The organism is Pseudomonas azerbaijanoccidentalis, assembly GCF_019145495.1.
Classification (GTDB): Bacteria; Pseudomonadota; Gammaproteobacteria; order Pseudomonadales; family Pseudomonadaceae; genus Aquipseudomonas; species Aquipseudomonas azerbaijanoccidentalis.
In genome coordinates, this window is the sequence record NZ_JAHSTU010000002.1 from 274,245 (window position 1) to 288,458 (window position 14,214).

Annotated in this window: 14 protein-coding genes; 11 read left to right on the forward strand and 3 right to left on the reverse strand. The window is 59.8% G+C overall.

All coding sequences use genetic code 11. The features are described 5' to 3' along the window. Positions 1 to 68: 68 nt before the first annotated feature. The 7 genes from KVG88_RS07820 to pdeM all read left to right on the forward strand — a co-directional run bounded on the left by KVG88_RS07820 (position 69) and on the right by pdeM (position 7,572). Positions 69 to 851: a transporter substrate-binding domain-containing protein gene (locus KVG88_RS07820; protein ID WP_217871019.1), complete on the forward strand. Its 783-nt coding sequence runs from the start codon at positions 69 to 71 to the stop codon at positions 849 to 851. A 56-nt stretch (positions 852 to 907) separates the two neighbouring features. Beyond that, positions 908 to 1,636: an ABC transporter permease gene (locus KVG88_RS07825; RefSeq protein ID WP_150704500.1), complete on the forward strand. Its 729-nt coding sequence runs from the start codon at positions 908 to 910 to the stop codon at positions 1,634 to 1,636. Continuing rightward, the gene (locus KVG88_RS07830; protein WP_150704499.1) at positions 1,633 to 2,343 is read left to right on the forward strand and encodes an ABC transporter permease; all 711 of its coding nucleotides are present in this window, start codon (positions 1,633 to 1,635) and stop codon (positions 2,341 to 2,343) included. The genes KVG88_RS07825 and KVG88_RS07830 overlap by 4 nt, the downstream gene beginning before the upstream one ends. A gap of 11 nt (positions 2,344 to 2,354) precedes the next feature. Further along, the gene (locus KVG88_RS07835; RefSeq protein WP_150704498.1) at positions 2,355 to 3,473 is read left to right on the forward strand and encodes a succinylglutamate desuccinylase/aspartoacylase family protein; all 1,119 of its coding nucleotides are present in this window, start codon (positions 2,355 to 2,357) and stop codon (positions 3,471 to 3,473) included. Positions 3,474 to 3,486: 13 nt separating this feature from the next. After that, complete coding sequence (locus tag KVG88_RS07840) at positions 3,487 to 4,251, forward strand: ABC transporter ATP-binding protein (protein WP_056856146.1); 765 nt, start codon at positions 3,487 to 3,489, stop codon at positions 4,249 to 4,251. Positions 4,252 to 4,426: 175 nt separating this feature from the next. Further along, the gene (locus KVG88_RS07845; RefSeq protein ID WP_150704497.1) at positions 4,427 to 6,913 is read left to right on the forward strand and encodes a ligase-associated DNA damage response DEXH box helicase; all 2,487 of its coding nucleotides are present in this window, start codon (positions 4,427 to 4,429) and stop codon (positions 6,911 to 6,913) included. Then, positions 6,913 to 7,572 (forward strand): ligase-associated DNA damage response endonuclease PdeM, encoded by a 660-nt coding sequence (gene pdeM, locus KVG88_RS07850; RefSeq protein WP_217871020.1) that lies wholly within the window; start codon positions 6,913 to 6,915, stop codon positions 7,570 to 7,572. The genes KVG88_RS07845 and pdeM overlap by 1 nt, the downstream gene beginning before the upstream one ends. Positions 7,573 to 7,601: 29 nt before the next feature. Here pdeM and KVG88_RS07855 read toward each other — a convergent pair whose 3' ends face one another. Beyond that, positions 7,602 to 7,811 carry a hypothetical protein gene (locus KVG88_RS07855; RefSeq protein ID WP_217871021.1) on the reverse strand — a complete coding sequence of 70 codons (210 nt, stop codon included), beginning with the start codon at positions 7,809 to 7,811 and terminating at the stop codon, positions 7,602 to 7,604. Between the two features lie 107 nt (positions 7,812 to 7,918). Beyond that, positions 7,919 to 8,485 carry a dCTP deaminase gene (gene dcd, locus KVG88_RS07860; RefSeq protein ID WP_007940589.1) on the reverse strand — a complete coding sequence of 189 codons (567 nt, stop codon included), beginning with the start codon at positions 8,483 to 8,485 and terminating at the stop codon, positions 7,919 to 7,921. 353 nt (positions 8,486 to 8,838) lie between these two features. Here dcd and KVG88_RS07865 point away from each other — a divergent pair, with 353 nt between their 5' ends. Then, positions 8,839 to 9,048, forward strand: coding sequence for a cold-shock protein (locus KVG88_RS07865; RefSeq protein ID WP_002554837.1), 210 nt, complete (start codon positions 8,839 to 8,841; stop codon positions 9,046 to 9,048). Positions 9,049 to 9,213: 165 nt separating this feature from the next. Here the strand turns inward: KVG88_RS07865 and KVG88_RS07870 are convergent, their stop codons facing one another. Continuing rightward, entirely contained in the window at positions 9,214 to 10,221 is a 1,008-nt protein-coding gene (locus KVG88_RS07870) for a DUF481 domain-containing protein (protein WP_150704494.1), read from the reverse strand. 176 nt (positions 10,222 to 10,397) lie between these two features. Between KVG88_RS07870 and KVG88_RS07875 the strand changes: the two genes are divergently transcribed. The 3 genes from KVG88_RS07875 (at position 10,398) to KVG88_RS07885 (ending at position 14,213) form a co-directional block, all read left to right on the forward strand. Then, positions 10,398 to 10,751: an MGMT family protein gene (locus KVG88_RS07875; protein ID WP_150704493.1), complete on the forward strand. Its 354-nt coding sequence runs from the start codon at positions 10,398 to 10,400 to the stop codon at positions 10,749 to 10,751. 44 nt (positions 10,752 to 10,795) lie between these two features. After that, a complete protein-coding gene (locus tag KVG88_RS07880) occupies positions 10,796 to 12,355 on the forward strand; it encodes an AmpG family muropeptide MFS transporter (protein ID WP_150704492.1) in 1,560 nt (519 codons plus the stop codon). Between the two features lie 142 nt (positions 12,356 to 12,497). Then, positions 12,498 to 14,213: a proline--tRNA ligase gene (locus tag KVG88_RS07885; protein ID WP_217871022.1), complete on the forward strand. Its 1,716-nt coding sequence runs from the start codon at positions 12,498 to 12,500 to the stop codon at positions 14,211 to 14,213. The last annotated feature ends 1 nt before the right edge of the window (position 14,214 follow it).

Here is a 14,214-nt window from a genome sequence, read left to right on the forward strand (position 1 = left end):
GGTCTTACGCTTACCAGTAACAATAATTCTGCGCCACAAGCGCTCATATTGGTTTTAGGGAATAAATAATGAAAAAAGCATTGCTGACCCTTTCTGCACTGGCGTTGTGCATGGCCGCTGGCTCCGCCATGGCAAAGGAATACAAAGAATTGCGTTTTGGCGTTGACCCATCCTACGCACCGTTCGAGTCGAAAGCGGCCGACGGCAACCTGGTGGGCTTCGACATCGATCTGGGTAACGCAATCTGCGCCGAGCTGAAGGTCAAGTGCAAATGGGTCGAAAGCGATTTCGACGGGATGATTCCTGGCCTCAAGGCCAATAAATTCGACGGCGTGATCTCTTCGATGACCGTCACCCCGGCCCGCGAAAAAGTCATCGACTTCTCCAGCGAGCTGTTCTCCGGCCCAACCGCTTACGTGTCCAAGAAAGGCTCCGGCATCACCGCCGACGTCGCTTCGCTCAAAGGCAAAACCGTTGGCTACGAGCAAGGCACCATTCAGGAAGCCTACGCCAAAGCCGTTCTGGACAAGGCTGGCGTGAAAACCCAGGCCTATCAGAACCAGGACCAGGTTTACTCCGACCTGACTTCCGGCCGTCTCGACGCCGGTATCCAGGACATGCTGCAAGCTGAACTGGGCTTCCTGAAGTCGCCAAATGGCGCCGACTACGAAATCAGCAAGCCGGTTGACAGCGAACTGTTGCCAGCTAAAACAGCAGTCGGTATTAAGAAAGGTAACACCGAGCTGAAAGCACTTTTGGATAAAGGTATCAAAGCGTTACACGATGATGGCACCTACGCCACCATTCAGAAGAAACACTTTGGCGATCTGAACCTGTACAGCGGCAAATAATGCCCGGCGCCCATCTCGCGATGGGCGCTTTTTTCATCCGATCAGGTTGCTGATTTATGTTCGAAAACCTCCTACAAAATCTGGGGCTCTCAGCCTTCAGCCTCAAGGGCTTCGGTCCTTTGCTGATGGAAGGCACCTGGATGACCATCAAATTATCGGCGATGTCGCTGCTGGTGGCCGTGTTGCTCGGCCTGCTGGGCGCCAGTGCCAAACTGTCCAAAGTCAAACTGCTGCGCCTGGTTGCCCAGTGCTACACCACGCTGATTCGCGGGGTACCGGACCTGGTGCTGATGCTGCTGATCTTCTACAGCCTGCAAACCTGGCTGACGTCGCTCACCGACTACATGGAATGGGAATACATCGAGATCAACCCGTTCAGCGCCGGGGTACTGACCCTGGGCTTCATTTACGGCGCGTATTTCACCGAGACCTTCCGCGGCGCCATCCTTGCCGTGCCTCGTGGTCAGGTCGAAGCCGCCACCGCTTATGGCCTCAAGCGCGGCCAGCGTTTTCGTATCGTGGTGTTCCCGCAAATGATGCGCTATGCCCTGCCGGGTATCGGCAATAACTGGATGGTGATGCTCAAGGCGACGGCGCTGGTGTCGATCATCGGCCTCGCCGATCTGGTCAAGGCGGCCCAGGATGCCGGTAAAAGCAGCTATCAACTGTTTTACTTCCTGGTGCTCGCGGCCCTGATCTACCTGCTGATCACCAGTGCTTCCAACTTCATTCTGCGCTGGCTCGAACGCCGCTACGCCGCCGGTACCCGGGAGGCCGTACGATGATCGAACTCCTGCAGGAATACTGGAGACCCTTCCTCTACAGCGACGGCCAAAACATCACCGGTCTGGCGATGACCATGTGGTTGCTCAGCGCGTCGATCTTCATCGGTTTCATCGTCTCGATTCCGCTGTCGATCGCCCGGGTTTCGCCGCACCGCTACATTCGCTGGCCGGTGCAGTTCTACACCTACCTGTTCCGTGGCACGCCGTTGTATATCCAGTTGCTGATCTGCTACACCGGGATCTACAGCCTGGCCGCCGTGCGGGCGCAACCGGTGCTCGACAGTTTCTTCCGCGATGCGATGAACTGCACCATCCTCGCGTTCGCCCTGAACACCTGCGCCTACACCACGGAGATTTTCGCCGGGGCGATTCGCAGCATGGCCCATGGTGAAGTCGAAGCGGCCAAGGCCTACGGTCTGACAGGCTGGAAGCTGTATGCCTACGTGATCATGCCTTCGGCCCTGCGTCGCTCGTTGCCGTACTACAGCAACGAAGTGATCCTGATGCTGCACTCGACCACCGTGGCGTTCACCGCGACCATCCCGGACATTCTGAAAGTCGCCAGGGACGCCAACTCGGCGACCTTCCTGACCTTCCAGTCGTTCGGCATCGCCGCGCTGATCTACCTGACCGTCACCTTTGCGCTGGTCGGCCTGTTCCGTCTCGCCGAACGCCGATGGCTAGCCTTCCTTGGGCCGACCCACTAGGATTTTTCGCAATGCGCCACCAGATTCATGAACTGCTGGCCCCGCTGCCGGGGACAGCACGACAGATCCACAGTTTTCACTTCGGCCCTCAGCCGGCCAAAGGCAAAATCTACATCCAGTCGTCCCTGCACGCCGACGAAATGCCGGGCATGCTGGTCGCCTGGCACCTCAAGCAACGCCTGGCGGAGCTGGAAGCGGCCGGGCGCCTGCGCAGTGAAATCGTCCTGGTGCCAGTGGCCAACCCGGTTGGCCTGGAACAAGTGCTGATGGATGTGCCGCTGGGTCGCTACGAGCTCGAAAGCGGGCAGAACTTCAACCGCTGGTTCGTCGACTTGAGCGAAGAGGTCGGCAATGAAATCGAAGGCCAGCTCGGCGACGATCCTCAGCGCAACCTCGAACTGATCCGCAACAGCCTGCGCCAGGCACTGTCCCGGCAAACCGCTGGCACGCAACTGCAATCCCAACGCCTGACGTTGCAGCGGCTTGCCTGCGACGCCGACATGGTGCTGGACCTGCATTGCGATTTCGAAGCGGTCGCGCATCTGTACACCACGCCCGAAGCCTGGCCGCAGGTCGAGCCACTGGCGCGTTACATCGGTTCCGAAGCCAGCCTGCTGGCCACGGATTCCGGCGGCCAGTCGTTCGATGAATGCTTCACCCTGCTCTGGTGGCAGCTGAAAGAGCGCTTCGGCGAACAGTTCGACATTCCGCCGGGCAGTTTTTCGGTCACCGTCGAACTGCGCGGCCAGGGTGACGTCAATCACCCGCTGGCCAGCCTCGACAGCCAGGCGTTGATCGATTACCTGATTCACTTCGGTGCGATTGCCGGCGAACCGGCGCCTTTGCCTGACCTGCCCTACCCGGCCACGCCGCTGGCCGGCGTCGAACCGGTGGCGACGCCCGTTGGCGGCCTGCTGGTGTTCACCGCGCTGCCGGGGGAGTACCTGGAAGCCGGGCAACTGATCGCCGAAATCATTGACCCGATCACCGATCGCGTCACCCCTGTCCATTGCACTGCCGCCGGCTTGATGTACGCCCGCTCGCTGCGCCGCATGGCCACTGCCGGCATGGTGATCGCCCATGTCGCGGGCACCGAAGCCTATCGCAGCGGCTACCTACTTTCGCCTTGAGGATGCTTGTTCCATGTACAAACTGACCATCGAAGGCCTGCATAAAAGCTATGGCGATCACGAGGTGCTCAAAGGCGTTTCGCTCAAGGCCAACACCGGTGACGTGATCAGCCTGATCGGCGCCAGCGGCTCGGGCAAAAGTACCTTTCTGCGCTGCATCAACTTCCTCGAACAACCCAACGACGGCGCCATGAGCCTGGACGGCCAGGCGATCCGCATGGTCAAGGATCGCCACGGCATGCACGTCGCCGATCCCGACGAGCTGCAACGGATCCGCACTCGCCTGGCCATGGTGTTCCAGCACTTCAACCTGTGGAGCCACATGACCGTGCTGGAAAACATCACCATGGCCCCTCGCCGGGTGTTGGGTTGCAGCAAGCAGGAAGCCGAAGACCGTGCCCGTCGCTACCTCGACAAGGTCGGCCTGCCGGCGCGCGTGGCTGATCAATACCCGGCGTTCCTCTCGGGCGGCCAGCAACAACGCGTGGCGATTGCCCGGGCATTGGCGATGGAACCGGAGGTCATGCTGTTCGACGAACCGACCTCGGCACTCGACCCGGAACTGGTGGGTGAAGTGCTCAAGGTGATCCAGGGCCTGGCCGAAGAAGGCCGGACCATGATCATGGTCACCCACGAAATGAGCTTCGCCCGCAAAGTGTCGAGCCAGGTGCTGTTCCTGCACCAGGGCCTGGTAGAGGAAGAAGGCGCGCCGGAAGACGTGCTGGGCAACCCGAAGAGCGAGCGCTTGAAGCAGTTCCTCAGCGGTAACCTCAAGTAATCACCTCCCCCTTGCAGGAGCAAGCTTGCTCGCGATGTCGGTGTGTCAGGCGACGAGGATATCGGCCGAAAAACCGCTAACGCGAGCAAGCTTGCTCCTACAGATCATCGCAGTAAAACTTGTCCCATTGCCCCGCGGTCACTGAAAGAAGACTTTCAGAGCGCACACCGCCGACATGGGAACCTCCCCCGACTACGCAAAACGATGGTTCACCGTTCGCGGCTGGAAGCCGTTCGCCTTTCAGAAACAGGTGTGGGCTGCGGTCAAACAAGGGCAATCCGGATTGCTCCACGCCAGCACCGGCGCCGGTAAAACCTATGCTGTGTGGTTCGCTGCGCTCAATCGCTTTGCCCGTCCCGCCCCCACGGCTGAAACCCCACGCAAACGCAAACCGCCCGCCGAACCGCTGACGCTCCTGTGGATAACCCCCATGCGTGCGCTGGCTGCCGATACTGCCCGCGCCTTGCAAACTCCGCTGGCCGACTTGCAGATTGACTGGAGCGTCGGCCTGCGCACGGGCGACACCAGCAGCAGTGAACGGGCGCGCCAAAGTCGACGCCTGCCGACCACCCTCATCACCACACCGGAAAGCCTGACCCTGTTACTTGCGCGGGCCGACGCCCAGACCGCACTCGCGACCTTGCGGATGGTGGTGGTCGATGAGTGGCACGAGCTGCTGGGCAACAAGCGCGGCGTTCAGCTGCAACTGGCACTGGCGCGTTTACGCCGATGGCATCCGCAACTGATCGTGTGGGGCGTGTCCGCGACGCTGGGCAATCAATCCCACGCTCAAGAGGTATTGATCCCACAGGGTGGCGGTATCAGTGTTCAAGGGCAAATCAGCAAAACCCTACACGTCGACACGCTGTTGCCAGCGCACATCGAGCGTTTTCCCTGGGCCGGGCACATCGGCCTGAAAATGCTGCCGCAAGTCGTCGCCGAGATTGAGTCCTGCGCCAGCAGCCTGGTGTTCACCAACACCCGTGCCCAAGCGGAAATCTGGTATCAGGCCTTGCTCGACGCTCGCCCCGATTGGGCGGGCATTATCGCCCTGCACCACAGTTCGTTGTCCCGCGATACTCGCGACTGGGTCGAACAGGCGTTAAAGGACGGCTTGCTCAAAGCCGTGGTCTGCACGTCGAGCCTCGACCTTGGCGTGGACTTTCTGCCGGTGGAGCGGGTGCTGCAAATCGGTTCGGCGAAGGGCGTGGCGCGGTTGATGCAGCGTGCAGGCCGTTCGGGGCATGCCCCGGGTCGCGCGTCGCGGGTCACGTTGGTGCCCACCCACAGCCTGGAATTGATCGAAGCCGCCGCCGCACAGGATGCAGTCGCACAACGGCGGCTCGAACCTCGCCTATCCCCCGAGCGACCGCTTGATGTGCTGGTGCAGCACTTGGTCAGCATGGCGCTGGGGGGCGGTTTTTTGTCCGAGGATCTGTACGAAGAAGTCCGCGGGGCCTGGGCTTATCGTCACCTTAGCCTGGCCCAATGGGCGTGGGCACTGGCCTTCGTACGTCACGGCGGTCTCTCTCTGACGGCTTACCCCGATTACCGTCGGGCCGAACCCGATGACCAAGGCGTGTGGCGCGTACCCGATGCACGACTGGCCCGACGGCATCGCATGAGCATCGGCACCATCGTCAGCGATGCGTCCATCCAGTTGAAATTCTGGAGCAAGGGCGGCGGTGGCAAGCAATTGGGCAGTGTGGAAGAAGCGTTCATCGCCCGCCTCAAGCCCGGCGATGGCTTTCTATTTGCCGGTCGTTTGCTGGAGCTGGTGCGAGTGGAAAACATGACCGCGTACGTCAAGCGCAGCACAGCGAAGAAAGCAGCCATACCGCGCTGGAACGGCGGGCGCATGCCTTTGTCCAGCGAGTTGGCCCACGCGGTGATCATGCGTTTCAGCGCAGCCGCCCAAGGTGAGTTCAGCGGCCCGGAAATGCAGGCCTTGCGTCCATTGTTAAGCGTGCAACAACGCTGGTCCGGTTTGCCCACCGAACACAGCCTGCTGGCGGAAACACTGAAGTCTCGCGAGGGTTGGCATCTTTTTCTTTTCCCGTTCGCCGGACGCCAGGTGCATCAGGGATTGGCCAGCCTGCTGGCGTGGCGCGTCAGTCAACGCCAGCCGCTGACCTTCTCGATTTCGATCAATGACTACGGGCTGGAGTTACTGAGCGCTACCGAGGTTGACTGGTCTGTTCAGCTGAATCCTGCGTTGTTTGATTCCGCGCATTTACTGGCGGATGTGCTTGCCAGCCTGAATGCTGGCGAACTGGCGCTGCGCCGCTTTCGTGAGATTGCGCGGATTGCCGGACTGGTGTTCGCCGGCTACCCCGGCGCACCGAAAAGCACGCGCCAGGTCCAGGCGTCGAGTGGATTGTTTTTCGAGGTGTTCAAACAATATGACGCCGACAACCTGCTACTGGCCCAGGCAGGGGAAGAAGTCCTGAGGGAGGAACTGGATGTGAATCGTCTGGAGCAGACACTGGCCCGGATCCAGCGCTCGCGGATCGACCTGCACGCCGTCAAACGCCCTACGCCGTTGAGCTTCCCGTTGCTGGTGGAGCGCATGCGGGAAAGCATGAGTTCGGAAAAACTCGCTGACCGCATCCGTCGCATGGTCAGCGACCTGGAAAAAACCGCCGAAACCGGGAAGGCCTGATGAGCACGCCCTATCCGGTACAACTGGCAGGCGAAGAACTTTGGTTATTGCCGGAAAAAGCCATTTTCTGGCCGGCGCAGCAAGCGCTGTTGATCGCCGACGTGCATTTCGGAAAGGCGGCCGCCTATCGCAAACTGGGCCAACCGGTGCCACAAGGCACTACGTCGCAAAACACTGCAGTGCTCGATGCCATGCTGGGCGCCCTGCCCTGCCGGCAGTTGATTTTCCTCGGTGATTTTCTGCATGGTCGCGGCTCTCATGCGGTCGCGACGCTCAGTGCGCTGGCCGAATGGCGAGCCCGCCATCGCGACCTGGCCATGACCTTGATCCGTGGCAACCACGACCTGCGTGCCGGAGATCCGCCTGCTTCGCTGAATATTCATGTGGTGCCCGAACCGTTGTTGCTCGGGCCGTTCGCCTTGCAGCACGAGCCCGTCCCACATCCCGAACGCCATGTGCTCGCAGGTCATGTGCACCCGGTGTACTGGCTAAACGGTAAAGGTCGCCAGCGTCTTCGGTTGCCGTGCTTCAAGCTGGGCGAGGACGTGAGCCTTTTGCCGGCTTTCGGAGCGTTCACTGGCGGCTATCAAGTGCTACGGGATGACCACTGCCGGATCTTCGTCATCGGCGACAACGAAATTTGGCCAGTCAGCCTGTAGGAGCCAGCCGGCTCCTACAGGCTAACGTGTCAAGCCACGGGTGCGGGAGGTGGCTCATCCGGCAGCGTAGGCTCTCCGGGTTCGGTCGGTTGTTCATTGGGGGTATCGGGATCAGGCTGGCCGGGAATGCCCCCTGCCATGCTGATAGACGGATGTGCCAGCAAGGACCAGGCTAAAACGCCAACCTGATTGGGCTCAAGCCTTGCCAGTTCGGCACTTATTCGCGGGTCGATCTTCATAAAGCACTCCTGAGCGATGGCCCGGCCCGCCTTGCGCGGACCGGAGCAGTACACTCCATAGAGTGTATGCCCGCTCAGGAATTCCCACTGTCTGTCGGACGGCTGACTCAGGTCCGTGGCAAGGTCACGCCACGCTGGCCCTGGTATTTGCCACCGCGATCCTTGTAGGACACTTCACACTCTTCGTCAGACTCAAGGAACAACATCTGCGCCACGCCTTCGTTGGCGTAGATCTTCGCCGGCAGGTTGGTGGTGTTGGAGAATTCCAGGGTCACGTGGCCTTCCCACTCAGGTTCCAGCGGCGTGACGTTGACGATGATCCCGCAGCGCGCGTAGGTGCTTTTACCCAGGCAGATGGTCAATACATTGCGCGGAATGCGGAAGTATTCGACGGTGCTGGCCAGGGCGAAGGAGTTCGGCGGAATGATGCACACGTCGCTGTGGATATCGACGAAGCTGCCGGCATCGAAGTTTTTCGGGTCGACGATGGCCGAATTGATGTTGGTGAACACCTTGAAATGATTGGTGCAACGTACATCGTAGCCGTAGCTGGACACGCCGTAGGAGATCACACGGCTATCGTCGCTGCCACGCATCTGACGCTCTACGAACGGCTCGATCATGCCGTGCTCTTGCGCCATGCGGCGAATCCACTTGTCCGATTTGATGCTCATGGCGGTGTCCTGAATAGCGAGGTGGAAAAAATCTGTCCGGCATCTTACCGGGCGCGCCGCCGGGTTCAAAGTCCGCGCTGCAATTCTCGCCGAACAGGCTGGAATTCCCCCGCGCTGGCGACGAACCGTCACACCGTCGATCCTTAAAACAGAGAAACCTTCGCAAGAAGCATTGGCACGTTACGGAAAAAGGGTTAAGGTGGCGCCACTGTGCTGCTTGTGTCACTGAGAATCTCTACACGATATGTTGAATTTCGATCCAACCATCTACAAGAATTTTTCCTGCTCTTTGCACTCAGTCTCGGCCAGGGTTCTTCCTGAGTCGCAGTTATCTTTGTTCAAGGAGTTACACCATGTCTAATCGCCAAACCGGTACCGTTAAGTGGTTCAACGATGAAAAAGGCTTCGGCTTCATCACTCCACAATCCGGTGACGACCTGTTCGTTCACTTCAAAGCTATCCAATCCGACGGCTTCAAAAGCCTGAAAGAAGGCCAACAGGTTTCTTTCATCGCTACCCGCGGTCAGAAAGGCATGCAAGCTGAAGAAGTTCAAGTTATCTAACTTGTACTTGCTTTAGTAAAAGGCCCCGCCCTCAAAAGCGGGGCTTTTTTGTGCCCGTGTGTTTTTGCCCGCGCACAAAAAAAGATCGCAGCCTTCGGCAGCCCCTACAAGGTCATGTGTACACCTGTAGGAGCTGCCGAAGGCTGCGATCTTTTATTTTTCAGATTACCAGGTCACGCCAAAGCCTGCGGTATAGCGAGTCTTGTCCAGATCAGCATCATCCGTCCCCTCAATGATGTTGCGCTCCGCCTTGAGATTGAGCGAAGCCCAGTCTGTCACCTTGTAGCGCAGGCCGATTTCCGAATCCAGTGCGTACTCTGCCACGCCTGACAACGGCTTGCCCACCTCGCCATTGGTGAAGAACTCGACCTTCTTGCCTATCAGGTAGCGGTTGTAGTCCCACTTCATCGCCACGGAATAGAAGTTCTCTTTGCTGCCGTCGGTGAACTCGTAATCCGTGCGGTTGAGCAGCGAACCGAGGGAGAACGCCCCCAGCTCGTCATCCCAGAACTGGTAACCCGGACCAGTACCGACCGTGCGCTGACGGGACAGGTCTTCAACCTTGTCGCGCTTGTAGACCAGACGACCCTGCCAAAACCATTTATCGGTCAGGAAGCGGTCGAGAGAGTACTCGCCCCGCCAGTTGTCCGTGGTCACCACATCATCCTGGAATTCGCGGTTGTACTCGCCTTCCGCGGTGTGGCGCCAGCGACCATGGCGCGCGGTCGTCTTGAAATCGATGTCGTAATCGTCGGTGTCCTTGTCGGCGCGCTGATAATCCAGAGCGGCGTCAATGTTGCCCTTCCACACCAGATCCTCGACCACCGGCTTGGGCTTTAGCATCTGCTGGATGCTCGCCAACTCCACGGTCTTGGGTGCATCACCGTTGGCCAGGGTGACTTTGCCATCCTCAGCCGGTTGCAGCGACTTGGCCACCTCACCGGTGTAGGCATCCTGCTTGACCAACAGGTGTTGATCGCTCTCCAGGGTTTTCACCTTGCTCCATTCGATCGGAACGGCACCGGCGTACTCTGTCTGAACCAGCAGCTTGCCGCCATCGAACAGAATGATCTTGCCGCTCAACTTGTCACCGTTCTTCAACCAGACGGTGTCCGCGAGCAAGGGAGTGGAGGCACTGACGACGGCGAGGCACAACAGAGTTCTGGACAACATAAGCAAATACAGGCTCAGGTTCGCGAAAAAAAGTCGGCATTATCCGCAGGAATAAGGCCCTAGCAAGGACTGACCCGACTATTTCTATTGAGTTCATTTCTCAACTGGCGATCGAGGATTTACTCTACGGACGGTACTGCGAATTTATTCAGGAACTTGTTTCAGGATCACGGCACGTGAACGAACCCACAGCTGAACCCGAAAGCCCCGCACAAATCCGACGCACGGCGCTCTATCTGACCCTGGCCCAAGTGCCCGAAGGCAAAGTGGTGAGCTATGGTCAGTTGGCAGAGCTGGCCGGTTTGGGGCGGGCGGCGCGCTGGGTGGGACGAACCTTGAGCCAACTGCCCGGCGACAGCAAATTGCCTTGGCACCGCGTACTCGGCGCCGGCGGGCGAATCAGCCTTCCCGTTGGCAGCCCATCAGGGGACGAACAACGCGCGCGATTGCGCACGGAGGGCATCAGTATCCTGAATAATCGTGTTGATATTCAGCGTCATGGGTGGCGCCCGGTAGAGCACAGCGGTTAGAGTGCGCGCTTTGTTTCCGTATTTCTTGAGGCAGACTCCAGCCCATGCCCCGTAAAACCTGGCGCGCCGCGCTCGCTGCCTATGCCAGCCCTTCGACGCTTGTCCTGCTATTGCTGGGTTTCGCCGCCGGCTTGCCCTACATGCTGGTGTTCTCGACGCTTTCGGTCTGGCTGCGCGAAGCCGGTGTGGCGCGCGAGACCATCGGTTACGCCAGCCTGATCGGCCTGGCCTATGCCTTCAAATGGGTGTGGTCACCACTGCTCGACCAATGGCGCCTGCCATTGCTCGGCAAACTCGGCCGACGCCGTTCCTGGCTGGTGCTTTCCCAAGCATTGGTGATCCTCGGCTTGGTCGGCATGGGTTTCTGCGACCCGCAAAAACATTTGTCCTGGCTGATCGCTATCGCCGTGGTCGTCGCTTTCGCTTCGGCGACGCAAGATATCGCGGTAGACGCCTATCGCCTGGAAATCGCCGAAGACAATCGCCAGGCAGCTTTGGCCGCCAGCTATATGTCCGGCTATCGAATCGCTGCGCTGCTGGCCACGGCCGGCGCGCTGTTCTTCGCTGAAGGATTCGGCTCCACCGGCTTCAACTACAAACATTCGGCATGGGCCGGCACCTATCTGCTGTTCGGCGCCTTGATGGTTCCGGCGTTGCTGACCTCGCTGTTCATGCGCGAACCGCCAGTGCCACTGCGCACGCAATTGCAGGCCGGACGCTACAGTTTCGTGCATCAACTGGCCTCGGTGTTCGTGCTGATCGTATTGCTGGTGTCCGTGCCGGCCATGTTCACCCAGCTCTACAACACCGACTTCGCCAGCGTGCTGTTCGAAGGTGTCAGCCTGCTCGACCTGCTGCTCCAGGACCGCGCCTTCCTGCGCGCAATCCTCTACACCACGCTCACCGCCCTGTGCCTGTCAGCCATGGGCCGTCGCGGCCTGGCGCCGGTGCTGACCCCGATCAATGACTTCATTCTGCGGTATCGCTGGCAAGCGTTGCTGCTGCTCGGCCTGATCGCCACGTACCGGATGTCCGATACGGTGATGGGCGTGATGGCCAACGTGTTCTATATCGATCAGGGCTTCACAAAGGACCAGATTGCCAGCGTCAGCAAGATCTTCGGCCTGATCATGACCCTGGTGGGCGCCGGCATGGGTGGCCTGCTGATCGTGCGATTCGGCATCCTGCCGATCCTGTTCATCGGCGGCGTGGCTTCGGCGGCGACCAACATCCTGTTCCTGATGCTCGCGGACATGGGTCCCGACCTGAACATGCTGATCGTGACCATCTCGCTGGACAACTTCAGTTCCGGACTGGCGACCTCGGCATTCGTGGCTTACCTGTCGAGCCTGACCAACCTCAAGTTCTCTGCGACCCAATACGCCCTGCTCAGCTCGATCATGCTCTTGCTGCCTCGCCTGATCGGCGGTTACTCCGGGGTCATGGTGGAGAAATTCGGTTACCACAATTTCTTCCTGATCACCGCCCTGCTGGGTGTTCCGACGCTGGTGCTGATCGCGCTGCACTGGTTCCAGGAGAGCCGCCGCGAAGGTCCGACACCGACGCCGGAACCCGTGCCGACTCAAGTCGTGGAAGAATCGTAGGATGCATCTGTAAGAAACAAGGCCGAGGGCGCGGCGATTCCCGCCCTCCACCACACCGCCGACCGCACGCCTGTACGACAGCGGATCTCGCCCGTACAATGCTCCGTCATTTCTCGTCATCAGCAATCGATAACGGCCAACCATGCGCACCAGTCAATTTTTGCTCGCCACACAGAAAGAAACGCCTTCCGACGCGGTCGTGATCAGCCACCAGCTGATGCTGCGCGCCGGCATGATCCGCAAACTTGCCTCGGGCCTGTACACCTGGCTGCCGATGGGCTTGCGAGTCATGCGCAAGGTCGAAGCCGTCGTTCGTGAAGAAATGAACGCCGCCGGCTCGCTCGAAGTGTTGATGCCGAGCACTCAACCGGCTGAACTGTGGCAGGAATCCGGTCGCTGGGAAGAGTACGGCCCTGAGCTGCTGCGCTTCAAGGATCGCCACGGTCGCGATTTCTGCGCCGGCCCGACCCACGAAGAAGTCATCACTGATCTGATGCGCAACGAGTTGAGCAGCTACAAACAGCTGCCAATCAACCTCTACCAGATCCAGACCAAATTCCGTGATGAAATCCGCCCACGCTTCGGCCTGATGCGCGGTCGCGAATTCATCATGAAGGACGCCTATTCGTTCCACGCTGACCAGCCTTCGCTGCAGGTCACCTACGACCGCATGCACCAGGCGTACTGCAACGTGTTTACCCGTCTGGGCTTGAAGTTCCGCCCTGTAGAAGCCGACAACGGCTCCATCGGCGGCGCGGGCTCCCACGAGTTCCACGTACTGGCTGAATCCGGCGAAGACGACATCGTTTTCAGCAACGGTTCCGACTACGCGGCGAACATCGAGAAAGCCGAAGCCGTGCCACGCGAAACCTCGCGCCCTGCACCGAGCGAAGAACTGCGCCTGGTCGACACGCCGAACGCCAAGACCATTGCGCAACTGGTCGAAGGCTTCAACCTGCCGATCGAGAAAACCATCAAGACGCTGGTGGTTCACGCTGAAGAGCCAGGCAAATTGATTGCCTTGATCATCCGCGGCGATCACGAACTGAACGAAATCAAGGCCGCCAACCAGGCAGGCGTTGCCAGCCCGCTGGTCATGGCCTCTGAAAGCGAACTGCGCGACGCCATCGGCGCCGGTGCCGGTTCCCTCGGCCCGCTGAACCTGCCACTGCCGATCATCATCGATCGTTCCGTCGAGCTGATGAGCGACTTCGGCATCGGTGCCAACATCGACGACAAGCACTACTTTGGCGTGAACTGGGAGCGCGACTTGCCGGTTCCGACCGTTGCCGACCTGCGTAACGTGGTCAGCGGCGACCCAAGCCCGGATGGCAAGGGCACCCTGGAAATCAAGCGCGGCATCGAAGTCGGGCACATCTTCCAGCTGGGCAACAAGTACAGCAAGGCGATGAAGTGCGAAGTACTGGGCGAAAACGGCAAGCCGGTGACCTTGGAAATGGGCTGCTACGGCATTGGTGTTTCCCGCGTGGTGGCGGCTGCAATCGAACAGAACAACGACGACAAAGGCATCATCTGGAGCGACACCCTGGCGCCCTTCCAGATCGCCCTCGTGCCGTTGCGCTATGAAACCGACCTGGTTCGCGAAGCCACCGACAAGCTGTATGCAGAACTGACTGCTGCCGGCTTCGAAGTACTGCTGGACGACCGCGACAAGAAAACCAGCCCGGGCATCAAGTTCGCGGACATGGAGCTGATCGGCATTCCTCACCGGATCGTGGTCAGCGACCGCGGCCTCGCCGAAGGCAACCTGGAATACAAGAGCCGTACCGAGGCCGAGCCGCAAGCGCTGCCGGTCGCCGACGTGCTGCCATTCCTTCAGGCCCGTATCCGCCGCTGAA

Excerpts from the sequence above, each read along its gene's own strand:
- KVG88_RS07820 (WP_217871019.1), top strand. The coding sequence starts at position 69 with ATGAAAAAAGCATTGCTGACCCTTTCTGCACTGGCGTTGTGCATGGCC.
- KVG88_RS07825 (WP_150704500.1), top strand. The coding sequence starts at position 908 with ATGTTCGAAAACCTCCTACAAAATCTGGGGCTCTCAGCCTTCAGCCTC.
- KVG88_RS07830 (WP_150704499.1), top strand. The coding sequence starts at position 1,633 with ATGATCGAACTCCTGCAGGAATACTGGAGACCCTTCCTCTACAGCGAC.
- KVG88_RS07835 (WP_150704498.1), top strand. The coding sequence starts at position 2,355 with ATGCGCCACCAGATTCATGAACTGCTGGCCCCGCTGCCGGGGACAGCA.
- KVG88_RS07840 (WP_056856146.1), top strand. The coding sequence starts at position 3,487 with ATGTACAAACTGACCATCGAAGGCCTGCATAAAAGCTATGGCGATCAC.
- KVG88_RS07845 (WP_150704497.1), top strand. The coding sequence starts at position 4,427 with ATGGGAACCTCCCCCGACTACGCAAAACGATGGTTCACCGTTCGCGGC.
- pdeM (WP_217871020.1), top strand. The coding sequence starts at position 6,913 with ATGAGCACGCCCTATCCGGTACAACTGGCAGGCGAAGAACTTTGGTTA.
- KVG88_RS07855 (WP_217871021.1), bottom strand. The coding sequence starts at position 7,811 with ATGAAGATCGACCCGCGAATAAGTGCCGAACTGGCAAGGCTTGAGCCC.
- dcd (WP_007940589.1), bottom strand. The coding sequence starts at position 8,485 with ATGAGCATCAAATCGGACAAGTGGATTCGCCGCATGGCGCAAGAGCAC.
- KVG88_RS07865 (WP_002554837.1), top strand. The coding sequence starts at position 8,839 with ATGTCTAATCGCCAAACCGGTACCGTTAAGTGGTTCAACGATGAAAAA.
- KVG88_RS07870 (WP_150704494.1), bottom strand. The coding sequence starts at position 10,221 with ATGTTGTCCAGAACTCTGTTGTGCCTCGCCGTCGTCAGTGCCTCCACT.
- KVG88_RS07880 (WP_150704492.1), top strand. The coding sequence starts at position 10,796 with ATGCCCCGTAAAACCTGGCGCGCCGCGCTCGCTGCCTATGCCAGCCCT.
- KVG88_RS07885 (WP_217871022.1), top strand. The coding sequence starts at position 12,498 with ATGCGCACCAGTCAATTTTTGCTCGCCACACAGAAAGAAACGCCTTCC.